Origin of the sequence: Arthrobacter sp. KBS0702 (genome assembly GCF_005937985.2) — a bacterium.
GTDB lineage: Bacteria > Actinomycetota > Actinomycetes > Actinomycetales > Micrococcaceae > Arthrobacter.
Genome location: NZ_CP042172.1, coordinates 2,143,280 through 2,160,726, shown reverse-complemented (window position 1 = coordinate 2,160,726; position 17,447 = coordinate 2,143,280). Strand labels below are relative to the sequence as shown.

The following is a 17,447-nucleotide window of genomic DNA, read 5'->3' as shown; positions in this document are numbered from 1 at the left end:
GGACAGACAGTATCCAGACAGCACTATCCAGACAGACAACAAAGGCCGCACCGGATAACCGGTGCGGCCTTTGGCAAGGTCGGACAATTCTGCCGTCCTTGGTGAGGGTGAGCGACGGGGGTTGAACCCGCGACCTCCTGGACCACAACCAGGCGCTCTGCCAACTGAGCTACGCCCACCATGTGCCCCGCCATGCCCTCCGGCGAACCGGCTGGCTGAAAAGGCAACGACAAATAGCTTACCTGCTCTTCGGGGGTGGTTTTGCCACTTTTGTCGAATTCGCCGAAATTTTCCCCAAACGTGGTGGAGATTACTCCGCCGGGGCTGCCGCCTGTGCTTCTGCCGCCTGTGCTTCTGCGGGCGCGTCTGTGGGCGCCATGACGGATTTCGCTATCCGCTGCGCCGTGGCGCTGTCGGGACCCGGGGCGGGCACAAAGACGGCCTCCCGGTAGTAGCGCAGCTCGTCGATGGAATCCTTGATGTCGCCCAGGGCGCGGTGGCCGCCGAGCTTGGCGGGGGACTGGAAGTACGCCCGGGCATACCAGCGCCGTGAGAGTTCCTTGATGGTGCTGACGTCGATCACTCGGTAGTGCAGGTGCTCCACGAGCTCCGGCATGTCGCGGACCAGGAACACACGGTCGGTGCCCACCGAGTTGCCGCCCAGCGGGGCCTTCTTCGGGTCCGGCACCCACTTCTTGATGTACTCCAGGACAAGGGCCTGTGCTTCGGCCATGGTCTTGCCGTGGGGGAGTTCGGCCAGCAGCCCGGAGCGGGTGTGCATGTCGCGCACGAAGTCGTTCATTTGGGCCAGTGCGGCGTCGTCGGGTTTGATCACGACGTCCACGCCGTCACCAAGGATGTTGAGCTCCGAGTCCGTCACCAGCGCAGCCACTTCGATGAGGGCGTCGTTCTTGGTGTCCAGGCCGGTCATTTCGCAGTCGATCCACACGATGCGTTCATTAGATATAGGCACCCGCCCAGCCTACCGTTCCGGCGCCCCTGAGCCGTCCGGTGCTAGGATTTTGGGAACGCGGCCTTCGAAGATTTTCGTCATCGCGGCACGCCCCCTGACTTTCTTTCGGGCCGGATGCGGGCCAAACCAGCCCCACAACAGCCAGCCCCACAACAGATTGGACGATCCTGAGATGACGGCGCCTGTACCTGCGGCGGGGGAAACGGCTGCCGGTACGTCCCGCACCTCCCCGAAGGCAGAGGTTGGGGATGTGGACAACGCCCGGTCGCCGATCCTCTCCGGATTCCTAGGCTCCGTGTTCATGGCCGTCGGTTCGCTCGGCGTCGGCTGGCTCGCCCCCGTCTCCGAACTGCGCCGCCTGCCCCTGTTCATCTGGATGCGGACCGAAGCCGTGGGCGTCGGACTGAGCATTGTGCTGCTGGCCGTCGGCGGAATGCTGCTGGTCCGCGCCTGGCTCCGGCTGGGCCAGCGCGTGCGGCACTGGGGCGCCGGCGCCCGCAAGGCGACGCTGCTGGCGGTGGCGGCCTGGGGGCTGCCGATGATGTTCTCCGTCCCGCTCTTCAGCCGCGACGTCTACGCCTACATCGGCCAGGGCCGCCTGATGGTGGAGGGCTTCAACCCCTACGAGAACGGCATCTCGGCGCTGTCCAACTATTTCCAGCTGGGCGCGGACAAGATGTGGACCGAGGCGCCGGTGCCCTACGGGCAGCTCTTCCTCTGGATCGAGCAGTTTGTAGTCTGGTCCACAAACGTCCATCCCGAGGCCAGCATCATGCTGTTCCGGCTCGCGGCCCTCCTCGGCATTGTGCTCTGCGTGATCTACGTGCCGAAACTCGCCGAGCTCCACGGCGTCAACCCGCACCGCGCCCTCTGGCTCACCGCCGCGAACCCGCTGTTCCTGACCAACTTCATCGCCAGTGTGCACAACGATGCCCTGATGATCGGCCTGGCCCTCGCCGGCCTGTACTACTGCGCCACCAAACGGGTGCCCCTTGGCCTGGTGCTGGTCACGCTGTCCATCTCGGTCAAGCCCATCACCATCGTGTTCCTGCCCTTCATCGGCCTGTTGTGGGCGGGCAAGAACGCCGGCTGGCCGCGTAAGTTCGTCTTCTGGGCGCTCACCGCCGGGATCAGCCTGGCCCTGCTGTACGGGATGAGCCTGGTCAACGGGTTCGGGTTCGGCTGGATCAACGGCCTGTCCGCCCCGGGCAGTATCTGGATCTGGTACGCGCCGGTCGGCCTGCTCGGCCTTATTGTCGCCTCGATCTTCAACGCCTTCAGCCTGGACGGCTGGGGGATGGCCAAGTGGGTGTACGACGCCGGCAAGCTGCTTGCGCTGGGCATCGTCGCGTGGCAGATCTTCCGCGGCGACTTCGACCGCCTGATGCGCCGCCTGACCCTGGCCTTCGCCGCCGTCGTTGTCCTGGCGCCGATGATCCAGTCCTGGTACGTCGTCTGGCTCATCCCGCTGTTTGCGGTCACCGGCATCCGGGATGACTGGCAGGTCAAGGCCGTGTACTTCATTGTGTCCTTCTTTATGGTCTACGCCATCTCGGACCAGCTTGAAGTCTTCCCCTACCTGCAGACCGAGGACCTGGGCCTCGCGCTCGCGCTGGCCCGCAACGCGGCCGCCATCATCGCCCTGCTCTTTGCGCTCTACCTGATCTTCCTCGACCCGAAGACCAAGCAACTGTTCAGCAAACCGGCCGAGCCGGTCACCACCCGACCGGTCATCTAAGCGTCCGCAGCAAGCTTCCGCAACGCTTCCCGGCGCGACAACGGGCTGAGCTGTTTCCAGTGCTGCCGCACGAAGGCGCGCACCCACTCCGGATCAGTGGCGGAAAAATCGCGCAGCGCCCAGCCGATTGCCTTCCGGATAAAGAACTCGGAATCGGCCAGGTTGGCCTCGATGACCCCGGCCAGCAGCGCCCGGTCCGTGGCGGACCCGGCCCCGAGCTGGGCGGTGATGGAGGCCCGCCGGATCCAGAAATCCGGATCCGTGCTCCAGCGCAGCAACACGGGGGACATGTCCTCCCGGTGGGTCCGGAGCAGCTCACCCAGGCGGCGCGAGAGCCCGTCGACCAGATCCCACCAGGCGCCGCCGCGGATGATTTCCTCGTACAGCGGCAGCATGTCCAGCTCGCCGGCCGCCAGCCGCAGCCCCGTCAAATCGATGGCCGCATAGCGCTCCTCGCGCCACTGCGCGCCCCGCCACAGCTCCAGAACCGCCGACTGCAACTCCGCGAGGGAACCAGGAGGCAGTTCCTTGGCGGCGGCTTTGACGATCCGCCGCACCTCCGGCACACGGACCCCCAGCGACGGCATCTCGGACTTCATGTAGGCCTGGGCCCCTGCAGCCCGGACAGGATCCGCCGCCGCCTGGAGCCTGGACCGGATGGCAGAGATCAATTCAGCGTGGCCCATGAGGCCACTTTAGCCACGCCCCACGCCGGCCCTAGAGTTAGGGGCATGTCGATGATCAAGAGCCCAGCCGAGATTGCCCTGATGCGCGAAGCAGGCCGGGTGGTGGCCACCACGCTGGAACGCGTCCGGGCCGCGGCCGACGTCGGCGTGTCCCTCAAGGAGCTGGACGAACTGGCTGCGGCGACGATCGCCGGGGCCGGGGCCACCCCCGCGTTCCTGAACTACCGCCCCCGCTGGGCCGCGGTGCCCTTCCCCGGGGTGATCTGCACGTCCGTCAACGACGCCGTGGTGCACGGCATCCCCAACGGCTACCGGCTGGCCGACGGCGACCTGCTCAGTGTCGACTGCGGCGCCTTCCTCGACGGCTGGTGCGGCGACGCGGCCATCAGCTTTATCGTGGGTACGCCGGACCCGGTGGACCAGGCGCTGATCGCGGCCACCGACGAGGCGCTGGCCCGCGGCATCGAGGCGGCACGGATCGGGAACAAGATGGGCGATCTGGCGTACGCGATCGGCGGGGCGGCGCGCCGGGCCGGTTACGGGTTGCTGGCCGACCACGGCGGCCACGGCATCGGCCGGACCATGCACGCGGAGCCGCCGGTTCCCAATGACGGCCGGCCCGGGAGGGGCATCAAACTGACCGAAGGGCTCGTCATCGCGATCGAACCCATGCTGATCCTCGGCGGGAAGGACGACTATTACCACGACGAGGACGAGTGGACCCTCCGCTCGGCCAACGGACGCCGGGCAGCGCACAGTGAGCACACCGTCGCGATCACCGCAGATGGCCCGGTGATCCTGACGCTGCCCTAGGCCCGGTGAGCAGCGCCGGGACCCCGGCTATCAGGGGGTCCGTGTGCCTTGGCCGGCCAGCCGGACGCGTTGGCGATGGGTTGCGAGCCGCAGCTGGATAATGCGGGCCGCTCCTGCGATGGCGACCAGCACACCCCCGCCGACCGCGGCGATGAAGAGGGCAATTCCGAGCGGAACCGAGCCTTCGAGGCCAAAGAACTTCACCTGGACGTAGACCTGGTTCTGCAGAATGAAGACGATGAGCAGGACCAGCACCACGAGTGCGCTGGCGACGGCAGCCCAGACCATGCCCGCGCGGGTGACCTGACGGGGTTCCGGGGCGGACGACGGCGCCGTTGGAGCTCCGGCGCGGAGTGCTTCCTCGCGGGAGCCGGCCGGGGCATCAGTCGTCCCAGGGTTCTGCGGGCTCGGGGCTTCTTTTGGATCCTGGGGATCGAATCCGCGGGGTATCTGGGTCATGGCGGCCGTACCTTTCGGTTGCGGGCGGGCTGTCAGGCATTCCCAATATCCCGCCGGTGAGTCCAATACTAAGGGTACTGAAGACCGGGCGGGCGCACGTGCTGTTGGCAGTCGGCGGGTGACGGTATAGCGTCACAGCCAAGGGGCCGCCCTGAGCGGGCGGTTCAGGCGAGGAGGCATGGCCGTGACGATCGTCGACAACGCCGTTTACGTGGACGGGTACCGGACCGCGGACCCGGAGGACCTGGACGAGACCTACTTCCTGTTGCGGCAGCGCCAGGGGATGGCCTGGATCGGGCTCTACCGCCCGGATGCCCCGGAGCTCCGCTCGGTGGCGGAGGAATTCGACCTGAACCATTTGGCGGTGGAGGATGCGCTCGCCGGCCACCAGCGCGCCAAACTCGAGCACTACGGCGACACCCTGTTCCTGGTGCTGCGGCCGGCCCGCTACCTGGACGAGGTGGAGAAGGTCGAGTTCGGGGAGATCCATGTCTTCACCGGCCCCGACTTTGTGGTCACCGTCCGCCATGCCGAATCACCGGACCTGGCCCGGGTACGCCGCCGGATGGAAGCCGAGCCCGAGTTCCTGGCCCTCGGCCCGGACGCCGTCCTCTACGCCATCCTGGACCAGGTGGTCGATGAGTACGAGCCCGTGGCGGCCGGACTGGAGAACGACGTCGACGAGATCGAGGATGAGCTCTTCGCCGCCGATCCCGGCGTCTCCCGCCGGATCTACGAACTCTCGCGGCAGGTAATCATGTTCCAGCGCGCCACGGCTCCGCTGACGGCCATACTGCAGGCGCTCCGGGCAGGCAGCCCCAGCAGGGTTCCCGGCCCCGAACTGCAGGACCACTTCCGGGACGTCCTGGACCATGTGCTGCGCCTGAGCGAACGGATCACGGCGTTCCGCGCCCTGCTGCAGAATGCGCTCGCGGTCAACGCCGCCCTCGTGGCGCAGAGGCAGAACGACGAAATGCGGCTCCTAACGGAATCAAGTATCGCCCAGAATGAACAGACCAAGCGGATCTCGTCCTGGGCCGCCATCCTCTTCGCGCCGACGCTCATCGCCTCGATCTACGGCATGAATTTCCGCCTGATACCCGAGCTCGACTGGGCCTTCGGCTATCCCATGGCCTTGGGGCTGATGCTGGTGATGGGGCTGGCGCTCTATCTGACCTTCCGGCACAACAAATGGATCTGACCGGATGATGTCCCGGGGCCGGGAATGAGGTCTTTCCGGGCCCGGGATTGAGGGGAGCGGCTCTGGCCGGCGGATGACCCGCGGCCAGAGCCGCACGCTTGTGCCCCAGGAGGGAATCGAACCCCCGACCGGCGGATTAGAAGGCCGCTGCTCTATCCCCTGAGCTACTGGGGCGCGTGTGGCGTGCCGTCCGGCCGCTGCCGGGGGACGCCTCAAGAAGTTTACAATGCCCGGCGGGCGCTCCCCGTCAAGAGGTCCCCGGAGATTTCCGCTCTGCCTGTCCGCCGCTCGGTGGCCGGCCACCGCCCGGCGGACCCACCCGGTTGGATGGCCGGGTTGTCCACATAGCGGAGTCCGGCACTGCCGCGCGCCTGGGCGCCGCGTGAAGCTGGGAGAGCCAGTAAGACTCATCGAGACAGGACAGCGCAATGAATGACAGCATCACGGTCCGCGGCTTCGTGGCCACGGAGATCAAGACGTCGACGACGCCCGGCGGCGTCGCCACGGCGAACTTCCGGCTCGGCTCGACCGGGCGGCGCTTCGACCGGGCAGCCAATGCGTGGGTGGACGGGAACACCAACTGGTTCACAGTGCAGGGCTACCGCCAGTTGGCCGGAAACATGGGTTGCAGCATCAGGAAGGGCCAGCGGGTCATCGTCGTGGGCCGGCTCAAGATGCGCAGTTGGGAAAAGGACGGCCGCGTCTACCATGTGGCGGAAATCGACGCCGAGTCCGTCGGCCACGATCTGATGTGGGGGTCCGCGCACTTCACTAGAAACGCCGGCAACGGCCCGGTACCGGGCCAGGAAGCGGCGGCCACCAGCCGGCGGGAGGGGGTGACCGATGCGCCGGACGACGTCGAACACGAGCTGGATGCGGACCGGGACGACTCCGCGGACCACGCCGAGGGTGACGCCCGAGACGACGAGCAGGAGTTCGACGAGGAGACCGGTGAGCTGAAGGAGGCCGCCGCCTGAGCCCGGGTCCTGCACGCGGGCCTGCGCGCGGGTCCGGCAACACCGGTCCGGCACGCGGCCCGCCGGGCTCCATCGTGTGGTCCTAAATGTGAGTTATCCCGGCCGAACCACTAGATTTGTAGGCATGGCGGAATTTATCTACACAATGACCAAGGCCCGTAAGGCCGTTGGCGAAAAACTTATCCTCGACGACGTGAGCATGTCCTTCTTCCCGGGGGCCAAGATTGGTGTTGTTGGCCCGAATGGTGCCGGTAAGTCCACCATTCTCAAGATTATGGCCGGCCTGGACACTCCCTCCAACGGCGAAGCCCGGCTCAGCCCCGGCTACTCCGTCGGCATCCTGCTGCAGGAGCCGCCGCTGAATGAGGAGAAGACCGTTCTGGGCAACGTCCAGGAAGGCGTCGGCGAGATCTACGGTAAGATCCAGCGCTTCAACGAGATCTCCGAAGAAATGGCCAACCCTGACGCTGACTACGACGCGCTCCTCGAGGAGATGGGCCAGCTCCAAGAAGCCATTGACGCCGCCGACGCCTGGGACCTCGACTCCCAGCTCGAGCAGGCCATGGATGCCCTCCGCTGCCCGCCGGCCGACGCCGACGTCACGCTGCTCTCCGGTGGTGAGCGCCGCCGCGTCGCCCTTTGCAAGCTCCTGTTGCAGAAGCCGGACCTGCTGCTCCTTGACGAGCCCACCAACCACCTCGACGCCGAGAGCGTGCTGTGGCTTGAGCAGCACCTCTCCAGCTACCCCGGCGCCGTACTGGCCGTCACCCACGACCGGTACTTCCTCGACCACGTGGCGGAATGGATCGCCGAAGTGGACCGCGGCCACCTGTACCCGTACGAGGGCAACTACTCCACGTACCTCGAAAAGAAGCGCGCCCGCCTGGAAGTCCAGGGCAAGAAGGACGCCAAGCAGGCCAAGCGGCTCACCGAGGAACTCGAATGGGTCCGCTCCAACGCCAAGGGCCGCCAGACCAAGTCCAAGGCCCGCCTCGCCCGCTACGAGGAAATGGCTGCGGAGGCCGACCGCACCCGCAAGCTGGACTTCGAAGAGATCCAGATCCCGCCGGGACCGCGCCTGGGCGGGGTCGTCCTGGAAGCCAAGAACCTGCAGAAGGGTTTCGAGGACCGCACCCTGATCGACGGACTGTCCTTCAGCCTGCCGCGCAACGGCATCGTCGGTGTGATCGGCCCCAACGGCGTCGGCAAGACCACGCTGTTCAAGACCATCGTCGGTCTGGAGCCCCTCGACGGCGGCGATCTGAAGATCGGCGATTCGGTTAAGATCTCCTACGCGGACCAGAGCCGTGGCGGCATCGACCCGAACAAGACCCTGTGGGAGGTCGTCTCCGACGGGCTCGACTACATCCAGGTCGGCCAGGTCGAGATGCCGTCCCGCGCCTACGTCGCCGCCTTCGGCTTCAAGGGCCCGGACCAGCAGAAGAAGGCCGGGGTGCTTTCCGGTGGTGAGCGCAACCGCCTGAACCTGGCGCTGACCCTCAAGCAGGGCGGAAACCTGCTGCTCCTCGACGAACCGACCAACGACCTCGACGTCGAAACCCTCAGCAGCCTCGAAAACGCGCTGCTCGAGTTCCCGGGCTGCGCCGTCGTCGTCTCGCACGACCGCTGGTTCCTGGACCGGGTGGCCACGCACATCCTCGCCTACGAAGGCGACGAGGAGAACCCCTCCAAGTGGTACTGGTTCGAGGGCAACTTCGAATCCTACGAGGAGAACAAGATCGAGCGCCTCGGCCCGGACGCGGCGAAGCCGCACCGCGTGACCCACCGCCGCCTCACCCGCGACTAGGTCACGCCAGGCCCGCGACGGCCGCAGCAAAAAGGCCGGCTCCCCAGTTCACACTGGGGAGCCGGCCTTTGTGGTGTGGGGGCTTAGCCGCGGTCGGCCTTTCGCATCTGGTGCTGCAGCACCTTGGTCTGGACGGCGCCCTTGACCTTGTTTTTTAGGTCCGTCGGCACGCGGATCATGCCCTCCTGGGCCACCGTGGCCACGTGGCGGCCGTCGCGGCTGAAGATCTTGCCGGTGGCCAGGCCCCGGGCACCCTGGGCGCTGGGGGACTCCTGGACGTAGAGCAGCCACTCGTCCACCCGGACGGGGCGGTGCCACCACATGGCGTGGTCCAGGCTCGCGACGGACATGCCCGGGGTAATCCAGCTCATCCCGTGCCGGCGGAGGACGGACTCCAGCAGGGTGTAGTCGCTGGCGTAGGCCAGCGCCGCGCGGTGCATCTCCGGGTCATCGGGCATCGGCCCGAAGGTGCGCATCCAGACGGCGTTCCGGGCCTCCTTGGGACCCTTCGCGGAGACGTACAGGGCCGGATCAACGTGGCGAATGTCGAAGGGCCGCTCATAGGCCCAGTGCCGCGCCACCGGGTGGTCGTACTTGCCCAGCAGATCGGCCGTGCTCGGCAGCGATTCCGGGTCCGGGATTCCCGCCGGCATTTCGGTCTGGTGCTCGATTCCCTCATCCTCGTCCTGGAAGGAGGCGATCATCGACAGGATGGGCATGCCCTCCTGGTACGCGTGCACCCGCCGTGCGGAGAACGACCGGCCGTCGCGCAGCCGCTGGACACCGAAGGTGATGGGCTTGTTGGCGTCACCGGGCCGGAGGAAATAGCCGTGCATGGAGTGCACTCCGCGGCCGTCCGGGACGGTGCGGCTGCCTGCCACGAGGGACTGCGCCAGGACCTGGCCGCCGAACACACGCTGCCGCGGCTGCTTCTGCGACGGGCCCATAAAGATGTCCTCGTCCGTCCGGGCGCCCTCCAGCTCGCCGAGGTTCAGGAGTTGGATGAGTGAGGAGGTGGGGTCCTCGGTGGGCAGCGCCTGCAATCCGGCTTCGGCTTCAGTCATGGTTTGACTCTAGACGGCACCCCGGCACCGCTCAAAAGAGGCACAGCCGGTAGAGTCGACATTGTGTCTGACGTCCTCACCCAGCCCCTGCAGTTCACCGATCCCCGCGACCTCGCCGACCTGCGCACCTTCGCCACCCGGGCCCGGGCGATCGACGACGGCGCCATCCGGCTGACCGCGTCCGGCCCGGTCCTGGCAGCCTACGTCTGCGTGCTTCGGCCCCGCCTGCTGGGCGAGTCGACTCCCACCATCCTGGGGCTCCGGACTGTGGCCCTGGCCCAGCCGGCGGAGCTCGACGTGACGGTCCCGCTCGCGGCAGTGCTGGACCGGCTGGCGCGCGCAGGTGCCGACGACGTCGAACTGCCGGTACCGCCGATGACCGTCACCGAATCGTGGGCCGGCGTCGGCGCGCCCCGCACCGGGTGGGAGGCGCTGGGTGCGCTGCCGGACGCGGCCCTGCGGCAGGCGGCTGAAGCCGGGATCAGCGAGATCGCCGGCATCATCCCGGACAAGCCCGGGGCCCTGATCGTCAACAACGCCCGGGCCACCGTCTGGGGCCGGCCGCTGCCCGACGCCGGTGGACTGCCCGCCGGGGCCGCGTTCGCCGCGCTGACCCTTGGTTTCCTGGCCGACGGCGAACAGAGGCTTTTCCGGGCGGGCCGGTGGTACCGGCTCAGCAGCGCGCGCGGACACGTCCTGGTCCGCGCCGGCTCGGGACTCTAGTACCTCCCGGTCCTGAGGGCCCTACGGCTGGCGGACAACCCGCTCAGCCCACCGTGCCGGCTGCGAGTTTGACCGGGGTCTGCTGCGCCCAGCGCCGAGACGTCTTCCGTGACCCAGGGCTGGCGCGGCAGCCAGCTTTGAAGGAGTTCCAGTTTCGTGGGCTGCAGCTCAGCCTGACGAATGATGGCCATGATGGTCGGCCAAGCCGGACCGGGCTGCCGTCCGTCTCAGAACCGGAGGATGTTCAGCTCCGCGGCGGGCTGGAATCCCAGCCGGGCGTAAAAATTGCGCGAAGCGGGCGACGGCGAGAGCACCATCCGTGCCGCTTTGATGCCCTGCGAGAACTCAATGGCCGCTTCGACCAGTTGCGCTCCGATGCCGGAATTCCGGAATGCCGGCAGCACGTAGACGTTGCCCAGGTAGACCCAGCGGGAGGGTTCCTTCCCGGGTTTGGGCATCCGCTCAAAGACCAGCAGGTTCAGCATCCCGACAAGCTCGCCGTCCTGCTCGGCAACGAAGAACTTCCGCGGGTTCGCGTCCATCCAGCCGCCGTACACATCTTCGAAGTCCGGATCGTCGACAAGCCCGGGATCCTGCTCCGCGGCCCAGGTAGCCCTGAGCGCTGCAAGGGCGGACCGGTCCTCCAGGCGTTCTTCACGGATGATCAGCATGGGTTCACCCTACTGTCCGGGATGCCCGCACGCGCCGACCGAAACACTTGCCTCCCGGATACCCGGCTGGGTATTATTGAGGCAGAAAGACCCCGGAGGCATTCCCCCAAGTGCCTCCGGGGTCTTTCCATTTCTACATCCAGGCCCGGGCGCCCCGGACGACCGGCATTGACGCCTCTGCGCTACTGGGCCCATGAGCAGCCGGTCGGTGCTGGATCCACCCGTCAAGCGGCACCCCAGTTTCAACTGGGCATTTCATCCGGACCGCGGCTGGATCCGGGTGCTGCGCTTCGCGGTGGGAGTCCTGGTGATCGTCGCACTGGTCCAGAAGACGTACGATGCGACGCGCCCTGGCAACGACGTGGATGTCGCCCAGCTCTACTCCGAATTCACGGTGCAATCGAACCTTGCCCTCGGGCTGGTGCTGGTGGTCGCGGCTGCCCGGCCGCGGATCCGGCTGCCGCAGTGGTGGGACAGCCTGTCGGGTGCGCTGGCCTTGTACCTGGTGATGACCGGCATCATCTACGTGGTCCTTGTCGCTCCGCCGGAGGAGCCGTGGTGGAGCCTGGATATGTACTGGCCCCAGCTCGTGCACCACCGCCTGGCTCCGCTGTTCGCCGCAATGGATTGGCTGTTGGTCACGAGGACGGTGCGGGGCAGCTGGTGGCGCCCGCTCGCGTGGCTCGGCTATCCAGCCGCCTTCCTCATTTTCTCGTGGGTGCGCGGAGGCATCGACGGCTGGTACGTCTACGACTTCCTCGATCCGACCCTCGACGGCGGGTGGGGCGCCGCGCTCACGACGACGGCCCAGGTGCTCGCCGCGTTCCTCGCCGTCGCCGTTCTCCTGCATGTGGCGGGGAATATTCGCGCGTCGCTCGCGGCCCCGCGTGTGCAGCGCTAGGTAGCCCTTAGGCCCCGGAGGGGCTGTTGACCATCGAAAGCGCGGCACGTTCCATGTAGTCCCAGAGAGTGCCCTCATACAGCGGCGGCAGCTCCAGGGCGTCGACGGCTGCGCGCATGTGGTGCAGCCAGGCGTCCTTCGCTTCGGGCGTCACGCGGAAGGGCTGGTGCCGCATCCGGAGCCGCGGGTGCCCGCGCTCCTCGCCGTACGTGGTGGGGCCGCCCCAATACTGCTCGAGGAACATCAGGAAGCGGCGCTTGGCCGGGCCGAGGTCTTCTTCCGGGTACATCGGACGCAACAGCGGATCCGTGGCGACGCCGTCGTAAAAGACATCGATGAGTTTCACGAAGGTCTCGTGGCCGCCGACGGCGTCATAGAAGTTGTCCGTGTAGCCGGGCTGGCTGAACGGATCGTTCTGCATCAGCATCTTGGGCTGGCGGGGTTCGCCGGCGCTGGGGATCGTCATTTTATTCTCCGGCCTGCTGCTGGGCTGCGGATCCGGCGTCGTCCGCCGGCGGGCTGTCGGGCGAAACATAGGTGCCCTGGGAGCGGTTGCCTACGCGCAGGATCTCGCCGTTGCGCAGGTACCAGACGGTGCCGTCCTCGGCCCTGACCCGGGTGATGCGCAGCCCCATGGACTCCACTGTGCCCACCACCTCGGAGGTTTCGATGACGTCGCCGATCCCGTACTGGTCCTCGATCGTAATGAAGATGCCGGCCAGGAAATCACGGATCAGCTGCTGGGCGCCGAAGCCGATCGCCACACCCAGGATGCCGACGCTGGTCAGCAACGGGGCGATGTTCACGTTGAGGTTCTGCAGGACGTACATCACCGTGATGACGACGACGAGCACGCTCACCACGCTGTTGAGCAGCGAGCCGATCGTGTTGGCGCGCTGCTCACGCCGCTGGTGGTCCAGGGCACGCAGCGCCGGGGCAACCCAGCGGAAGTGCGGCTTTTTGAAGAACGTGGTGCCTGCGGCGACGCGTTTGGTGATCCCGGCGATCACGAAGGACGCCACCAGCCACGTGGCAACGCCGACTCCGATGCTGATCACGACGCCCGGCAGGTTCACGGCCGAAATGTCCGGCGGCGTGATGGACTCGGCGGTAGGCAGACGGTACATCAGCGGGGTGTGCTCCTTCGGCTCGCCCGCGTTCGCCGGGCGCATAAGACTCTGTTCAGCTTCAACATTAGCGCCGTAGCGTGGCAGGATGCGCATCCTGGTCCTCGGCGGTACCGCCTTCCTGTCAGCAGAAATCGCCCGGCAGGCCGTCGCCGACGGGCACGAGGTCATGTGCCTGGCCCGCGGAACACAGGCCGCGCCGCCGGAGGGGGCCACGTGGCTGCAAGCCGACCGTGCAAAGGGCCCGGCCGCCTACGCCGGCGCCGTCCACGCGGGCGAGTGGGACGCCGTCGTCGAGGTCGCCCGGGACCCACGGTACGCGCTGGAGGCGCTGGAGGCGCTGGCGGGGATCGCCCGGCACTGGACGTTTGTCTCGAGTTGCTCGGTCTACGCTGACCATTCCGTCCCGGACGAAGCCGAGGACGCCGCGGTGCTGGCTCCGCTGCCGCCCGGCACCGAGGCGACCCCGGAGACCTACGGCGAGGCCAAGTCGGCGATAGAACGCTCGACGGCGGACCTCGCCGCGGGCAAGGCGCACCTGTGCCGCGCCGGGCTGATCGGCGGGCCCGGGGACGGGTCGGACCGCTACGGCTACTGGCCGGCCCGCTTTGCCCGGGACTCCGGTCCGGTGCTGGCGCCGGACATTCCCTCGGACCCCACACAAGTCATCGATGTCCGGGACCTGGCCGCCTGGGTGCTCACCGCGGCCGCAACCGGCGTCACCGGGGCGCTGAACGCCGTCGGGGAGCCGGTGCCTTTTGCCGCTTACCTTGAAGAATCGAGGCGGCTCGCCGGGGGAGCCGCCCAGGTGGCGGCCGCCCCGGCCGACTGGCTGGCCGCTCGCGGGGCGAACTATTGGGCAGGGCCGGACTCGCTGCCGCTCTGGCTCCCGCCCGGCCACGACGGCTTCGCCGCGCGCAGCAACGCTGCGGGGCGGGCCGCCGGGATGAGGGTCCGGCCGTGGACCGAGACGTTGCGCGACACCCTGGCCGATGAACGCCGCCGCGGACTGAACCGGGACCGCAGGGCCGGTTTGAGCCCGGCGGCCGAGCGCCGGCTGCTGCAGGAGTTCCAGGCGGAGTTTCAGTCCGCCTGAGCAGCCCGGCCCGGGTCCACCGCGGCCGAGGCCTCGTGCCGGACCGGGAAGTTGACGCTCCGGGCGATGAAGCACACCGCGTTGGCGCCGTGGTGCAGCTCCGCCATCAGCTCGTCGGTCACCGGTGCCGCCGTCGTGACACGGGGCTTTAGCGTGACCGATTCGAACTGGCCGCTGCCGTCCCGGTTGGTCCGCATCACGCCCTCGGCGCGGTCCTCGTAGCCGGTCACCACCACACCGTGCTTGACGGCGACGTGGAGGAAGGACAGCATGTGGCACTGCGAGAGCGCGGCCAGCAGCAACTGCTCGGGGTTGTACCGCTCCCGGTCGCCGTGGAAGGTCGGGTCCGCGGAGCCTTTGAGCACCGGCAGTCCGGGGATCTCGACGTCGTGGTCGCGGGAGTAGCCGCGGTAGGTGGAAGTCCCCTCACCCAGGTTCCCGGTCCAGCGGACGGTCAGCGCATAATGGTGCTCGTCGAGGCTCATGCCGCCAGTCTAGCGGCGCCAAAACGCCAGGACCCGGCGCCGCCATGCGGTGCCGGGTCCTGTGTCGAGGGGCCTAGGACAAGGAGGCGTGCCTAGACGTCCGCGGCGCGGGCGCGCAGGGCGCGGGCGACGCCGTCGCGGTTTTCCAGCATCATCCGGCGCAGCGCCGCGCTGTCCTCCGGCAGCGACGCGAGGAACTCGTCGGTGCGGTCCACGGTTTCCTGGGTGGTCAGCTGCGCCGGGTAGAGGCCGACGACGATCTGCTGGGCCAGCGCGTGCGTGCGGTCCTTGACGATGCCGGGGACCGCCGCGAAGTACTTTTCGGCGTACGGCTCCAGCAGGGACGTGTCCAGCACCCGGGTGAACCCGGCCACCGCGGAACCCTGCAGCGCGTTGGACAGTTCGCCCTTGACCACAATCGACTCCCAGGCCGCGGCCTTGGCCTCCGCGGTGGGGATGGCTGCCTTGGCCAGGGCAGCCGCGTTCTGGCCGGTGGCGGTGTTGTCGTGCTCGAGCTCGGCGTCGATTGTTTCCTGTCCGGCCCGGCCGCCGACCACGAGGGACGCGATCAGCTCCCAGCGCAGGTCCTGGTCCACGGTGAGGCCGGCCAGCTCCCGCGAACCGTCGAGCAGCCCGGCGACGGTGTCCAGCTGGGATGCGCTGCGGGCCAGCAGGGCGTAGGACTTCACGAACTGCAGCTGCGCGTCGGAGCCGGCCGGGACGCGGGAGGCGAGCTCCCAGAGCCGGTCCGCGGCGGCTGTCGCGGTGGCTTCCTTGTGGTCCGCGGCGACGTAGAAGTTCAGCGTCGTGGCGAGCTGGCGGAGCTGGACCAGGATGACGGAGGAGTCGGATTCCTCGGCGATGTTGGCCAGGATCAGTTCCACGTAGCCGCGGGCCGGGGTTTCGCCGTCACGGGCCGCGTCCCACGCCGAGCCCCAGACGAGGGTGCGGGGGAGGCTCTGGCCGAAATCCTTCAAGTGCGCCGTGGCGGTGGCGAGGGACTTCGGGTCCAGCCGGACCTTGGCATAGGCGAGGTCGTCGTCGTTGAGCAGGATCAAGTCCGGCTGAGCCAGGCCGGCCAGCGCCGGAACCTCGGTACGTTCACCGTCGACATCGAGCTCCTCGCGGTGCACCCGCTCGAGCTTCCCGGCGCCGTCCAGGTTGTAGAAACCGACGGCGAGCCGGTGCGGGCGGATGGTCGGCTGCGCCTCGGTGGCGGACTGCAGGATGGCGAAGGACGAGATCGTGCCGTCCTCGCCGACGGACAGTTCGGGCTTGAGCGTGTTGACCCCGGCGGTCTCCAGCCAGAGCTGGCCCCAGTGGTCCAGGTCGCGTCCGCTGGCCTTTTCCAGCTCGACCATCAGGTCGCTGAGCTCGGTGTTCTGCCAGGAGTGCTTGCGGAAGTACTCGCGGACCCCGGCCATGAACTCCTCCGGACCCACCCAGGCCACCAGCTGCCGGAGCACCGAGGCGCCCTTGGCATAGGTGATGCCGTCAAAGTTCACTTCGACATCCTGCAGGTCGTTTATCTCGGCGAAGATCGGGTGCGTGGTGGGCAGCTGGTCCTGGCGGTAGGCCCAGGACTTCTCCACCGAGGCGAAGGTGGTCCAGGCGTGGTCGAACTTGGTGTTTTCGACGGCGGCGAGGTGCGACATGTATTCGGCGAAGGACTCGTTGAGCCAGAGGTCGTTCCACCAGCGCATAGTCACGAGGTCGCCGAACCACATGTGGGCCAGCTCGTGCAGCACGGTGATGGCGCGGCGCTCCACCTGGGCGTCCGTGACCTTGCTGCGGAAGACGTACCCTTCCAGGATGGTGACGGCGCCGGCGTTTTCCATGGCGCCGGCATTGAACTCCGGCACGAAGAGCTGGTCGTACTTCTCGAACGGGTACGGGCAGCCGAACTGCGCCTCGAAGAACTCGAAGCCCTGGCGGGTGAGGTCGAAGATGTTGTCCGCGTCGAGGTACTGCATGAGGGACTTACGGGCAAACACGCCCAGCGGCGTGACCTTCCCGTCCGCGGACTTCACTTCGCTGCGGACCGACTGGTACGGACCGGCGATCAGGGCCGTGACGTAGGAGGAGAGCCGCGGGGTGGGGGCGAATTCCCAGACCGAGCGGGCGCCGCCGTCCTCGCCGGGGATGGTTTCCACAGGTTCCGGAGTGGGGGAGTTGGAGACGACGTCCCAGTGCGAGGGCGCCGTGACGGAGAAGCTGAAGCTGGCCTTGAGGTCGGGCTGCTCGAAGACGGCGAACATCCGCCGGGAATCCGGAACCTCGAACTGCGTGTACAGGTAGACCTCGTTGTCCACCGGGTCCACGAAGCGGTGCAGGCCTTCGCCGGTGTTCATGTAAGGCGCGTCCGCGACCACCAGGAGCTCGTTCTCCGCTGCGAGGTCCGGGAGCTGGATCCGGATGCCGTCGGAGACCTCCGCGGGGTCCAGTTCGCGGCCGTTGAGCGTGACACTGTGCACCGTGTGCGTTACGGCGTCGATGAAGGTGGAAGACCCCGGCTTTGCCGTGAACTTTACGGCGGTGGTGGAGCCGAACACCTTCTCGCCCCGCGTCAGGTCGAGGCTGACCTCATAGGAGTCGACGGCGATCAGTGCGGCGCGCTCGCGGGCTTCGGCGCGCGTGAGGTTCATACCGGGCAAGTGGTGCCTCCAAAGGGGGTGGGAACGGTGGAAACGATACTGTGAAATTATTCTTTCACGACGCGGTGGGTT

The 17,447-nt window shown here is 67.6% G+C and carries 17 protein-coding genes and 2 tRNA genes; 8 read left to right on the top strand and 11 right to left on the bottom strand.

Annotation, left to right across the window (positions count from 1 at the left end):
* Positions 1 to 106: 106 nt before the first annotated feature.
* Together FFF93_RS09895 and orn are read right to left on the bottom strand one after the other, a co-directional pair.
* A tRNA-His gene (locus tag FFF93_RS09895) sits at positions 107 to 179 on the bottom strand.
* 131 nt (positions 180 to 310) lie between these two features.
* The gene (gene orn, locus FFF93_RS09890) at positions 311 to 931 is read right to left on the bottom strand and encodes an oligoribonuclease (protein ID WP_138770440.1); all 621 of its coding nucleotides are present in this window, start codon (positions 929 to 931) and stop codon (positions 311 to 313) included.
* Positions 932 to 1,145: 214 nt separating this feature from the next.
* Here orn and mptB point away from each other — a divergent pair, with 214 nt between their 5' ends.
* On the top strand, positions 1,146 to 2,711 hold the full coding sequence (gene mptB, locus FFF93_RS09885) for a polyprenol phosphomannose-dependent alpha 1,6 mannosyltransferase MptB (RefSeq protein WP_186372128.1): 1,566 nt from the start codon (positions 1,146 to 1,148) through the stop codon (positions 2,709 to 2,711).
* Here the strand turns inward: mptB and FFF93_RS09880 are convergent.
* The gene (locus FFF93_RS09880) at positions 2,708 to 3,397 is read right to left on the bottom strand and encodes a DNA alkylation repair protein (RefSeq protein ID WP_138769063.1); all 690 of its coding nucleotides are present in this window, start codon (positions 3,395 to 3,397) and stop codon (positions 2,708 to 2,710) included. The genes mptB and FFF93_RS09880 overlap by 4 nt on opposite strands.
* Positions 3,398 to 3,442: 45 nt before the next feature.
* Between FFF93_RS09880 and map the strand changes: the two genes are divergently transcribed.
* Entirely contained in the window at positions 3,443 to 4,210 is a 768-nt protein-coding gene (gene map / locus FFF93_RS09875) for a type I methionyl aminopeptidase (RefSeq protein WP_138769064.1), read from the top strand.
* Between the two features lie 30 nt (positions 4,211 to 4,240).
* Here map and FFF93_RS09870 read toward each other — a convergent pair whose 3' ends face one another.
* On the bottom strand, positions 4,241 to 4,669 hold the full coding sequence (locus tag FFF93_RS09870) for a lipopolysaccharide assembly LapA domain-containing protein (protein WP_138769065.1): 429 nt from the start codon (positions 4,667 to 4,669) through the stop codon (positions 4,241 to 4,243).
* A gap of 184 nt (positions 4,670 to 4,853) precedes the next feature.
* Between FFF93_RS09870 and FFF93_RS09865 the strand changes: the two genes are divergently transcribed.
* Complete coding sequence (locus tag FFF93_RS09865; RefSeq protein WP_138769066.1) at positions 4,854 to 5,870, top strand: magnesium and cobalt transport protein CorA; 1,017 nt, start codon at positions 4,854 to 4,856, stop codon at positions 5,868 to 5,870.
* Positions 5,871 to 5,971: 101 nt separating this feature from the next.
* On the opposite strand, the gene FFF93_RS09860 is transcribed toward FFF93_RS09865, so the two are convergent.
* A tRNA-Arg gene (locus FFF93_RS09860) sits at positions 5,972 to 6,044 on the bottom strand.
* Positions 6,045 to 6,298: 254 nt separating this feature from the next.
* Between FFF93_RS09860 and FFF93_RS09855 the strand changes: the two genes are divergently transcribed.
* Positions 6,299 to 6,847, top strand: coding sequence for a single-stranded DNA-binding protein (locus FFF93_RS09855; RefSeq protein WP_138769067.1), 549 nt, complete (start codon positions 6,299 to 6,301; stop codon positions 6,845 to 6,847).
* Between the two features lie 124 nt (positions 6,848 to 6,971).
* The gene (gene ettA / locus FFF93_RS09850; RefSeq protein ID WP_138769068.1) at positions 6,972 to 8,654 is read left to right on the top strand and encodes an energy-dependent translational throttle protein EttA; all 1,683 of its coding nucleotides are present in this window, start codon (positions 6,972 to 6,974) and stop codon (positions 8,652 to 8,654) included.
* Between the two features lie 83 nt (positions 8,655 to 8,737).
* On the opposite strand, the gene tesB is transcribed toward ettA, so the two are convergent.
* A complete protein-coding gene (gene tesB / locus FFF93_RS09845; RefSeq protein WP_138769069.1) occupies positions 8,738 to 9,718 on the bottom strand; it encodes an acyl-CoA thioesterase II in 981 nt (326 codons plus the stop codon).
* Positions 9,719 to 9,781: 63 nt separating this feature from the next.
* Between tesB and FFF93_RS09840 the strand changes: the two genes are divergently transcribed.
* Positions 9,782 to 10,441, top strand: coding sequence for a hypothetical protein (locus FFF93_RS09840; protein ID WP_138769070.1), 660 nt, complete (start codon positions 9,782 to 9,784; stop codon positions 10,439 to 10,441).
* Positions 10,442 to 10,668: 227 nt separating this feature from the next.
* Here FFF93_RS09840 and FFF93_RS09835 read toward each other — a convergent pair whose 3' ends face one another.
* A complete protein-coding gene (locus tag FFF93_RS09835; RefSeq protein WP_138769071.1) occupies positions 10,669 to 11,112 on the bottom strand; it encodes a GNAT family N-acetyltransferase in 444 nt (147 codons plus the stop codon).
* A 208-nt stretch (positions 11,113 to 11,320) separates the two neighbouring features.
* Here FFF93_RS09835 and FFF93_RS09830 point away from each other — a divergent pair, with 208 nt between their 5' ends.
* Complete coding sequence (locus tag FFF93_RS09830) at positions 11,321 to 12,013, top strand: Pr6Pr family membrane protein (protein ID WP_261375060.1); 693 nt, start codon at positions 11,321 to 11,323, stop codon at positions 12,011 to 12,013.
* Positions 12,014 to 12,020: 7 nt separating this feature from the next.
* On the opposite strand, the gene FFF93_RS09825 is transcribed toward FFF93_RS09830, so the two are convergent.
* Together FFF93_RS09825 and FFF93_RS09820 are read right to left on the bottom strand one after the other, a co-directional pair.
* The gene (locus FFF93_RS09825; RefSeq protein WP_138769073.1) at positions 12,021 to 12,479 is read right to left on the bottom strand and encodes a globin; all 459 of its coding nucleotides are present in this window, start codon (positions 12,477 to 12,479) and stop codon (positions 12,021 to 12,023) included.
* Between the two features lies 1 nt (position 12,480).
* Complete coding sequence (locus tag FFF93_RS09820; RefSeq protein WP_138769074.1) at positions 12,481 to 13,140, bottom strand: mechanosensitive ion channel family protein; 660 nt, start codon at positions 13,138 to 13,140, stop codon at positions 12,481 to 12,483.
* A gap of 88 nt (positions 13,141 to 13,228) precedes the next feature.
* Between FFF93_RS09820 and FFF93_RS09815 the strand changes: the two genes are divergently transcribed.
* On the top strand, positions 13,229 to 14,236 hold the full coding sequence (locus tag FFF93_RS09815) for an NAD-dependent epimerase/dehydratase family protein (RefSeq protein WP_138769075.1): 1,008 nt from the start codon (positions 13,229 to 13,231) through the stop codon (positions 14,234 to 14,236).
* On the opposite strand, the gene FFF93_RS09810 is transcribed toward FFF93_RS09815, so the two are convergent.
* Both FFF93_RS09810 and pepN read right to left on the bottom strand, forming a co-directional pair.
* The gene (locus FFF93_RS09810) at positions 14,224 to 14,721 is read right to left on the bottom strand and encodes an OsmC family protein (RefSeq protein ID WP_138769076.1); all 498 of its coding nucleotides are present in this window, start codon (positions 14,719 to 14,721) and stop codon (positions 14,224 to 14,226) included. The genes FFF93_RS09815 and FFF93_RS09810 overlap by 13 nt on opposite strands.
* Positions 14,722 to 14,813: 92 nt before the next feature.
* Complete coding sequence (gene pepN / locus FFF93_RS09805) at positions 14,814 to 17,366, bottom strand: aminopeptidase N (protein ID WP_138769077.1); 2,553 nt, start codon at positions 17,364 to 17,366, stop codon at positions 14,814 to 14,816.
* Positions 17,367 to 17,447 lie beyond the last annotated feature (81 nt).

Excerpts from the sequence above, each read along its gene's own strand:
- orn (WP_138770440.1), bottom strand. The coding sequence starts at position 931 with ATGACCGGCCTGGACACCAAGAACGACGCCCTCATCGAAGTGGCTGCG.
- mptB (WP_186372128.1), top strand. The coding sequence starts at position 1,146 with ATGACGGCGCCTGTACCTGCGGCGGGGGAAACGGCTGCCGGTACGTCC.
- FFF93_RS09880 (WP_138769063.1), bottom strand. The coding sequence starts at position 3,397 with ATGGGCCACGCTGAATTGATCTCTGCCATCCGGTCCAGGCTCCAGGCG.
- map (WP_138769064.1), top strand. The coding sequence starts at position 3,443 with ATGTCGATGATCAAGAGCCCAGCCGAGATTGCCCTGATGCGCGAAGCA.
- FFF93_RS09870 (WP_138769065.1), bottom strand. The coding sequence starts at position 4,669 with ATGACCCAGATACCCCGCGGATTCGATCCCCAGGATCCAAAAGAAGCC.
- FFF93_RS09855 (WP_138769067.1), top strand. The coding sequence starts at position 6,299 with ATGAATGACAGCATCACGGTCCGCGGCTTCGTGGCCACGGAGATCAAG.
- ettA (WP_138769068.1), top strand. The coding sequence starts at position 6,972 with ATGGCGGAATTTATCTACACAATGACCAAGGCCCGTAAGGCCGTTGGC.
- tesB (WP_138769069.1), bottom strand. The coding sequence starts at position 9,718 with ATGACTGAAGCCGAAGCCGGATTGCAGGCGCTGCCCACCGAGGACCCC.
- FFF93_RS09835 (WP_138769071.1), bottom strand. The coding sequence starts at position 11,112 with ATGCTGATCATCCGTGAAGAACGCCTGGAGGACCGGTCCGCCCTTGCA.
- FFF93_RS09825 (WP_138769073.1), bottom strand. The coding sequence starts at position 12,479 with ATGACGATCCCCAGCGCCGGCGAACCCCGCCAGCCCAAGATGCTGATG.
- FFF93_RS09820 (WP_138769074.1), bottom strand. The coding sequence starts at position 13,140 with ATGTACCGTCTGCCTACCGCCGAGTCCATCACGCCGCCGGACATTTCG.
- FFF93_RS09815 (WP_138769075.1), top strand. The coding sequence starts at position 13,229 with ATGCGCATCCTGGTCCTCGGCGGTACCGCCTTCCTGTCAGCAGAAATC.
- FFF93_RS09810 (WP_138769076.1), bottom strand. The coding sequence starts at position 14,721 with ATGAGCCTCGACGAGCACCATTATGCGCTGACCGTCCGCTGGACCGGG.
- pepN (WP_138769077.1), bottom strand. The coding sequence starts at position 17,366 with ATGAACCTCACGCGCGCCGAAGCCCGCGAGCGCGCCGCACTGATCGCC.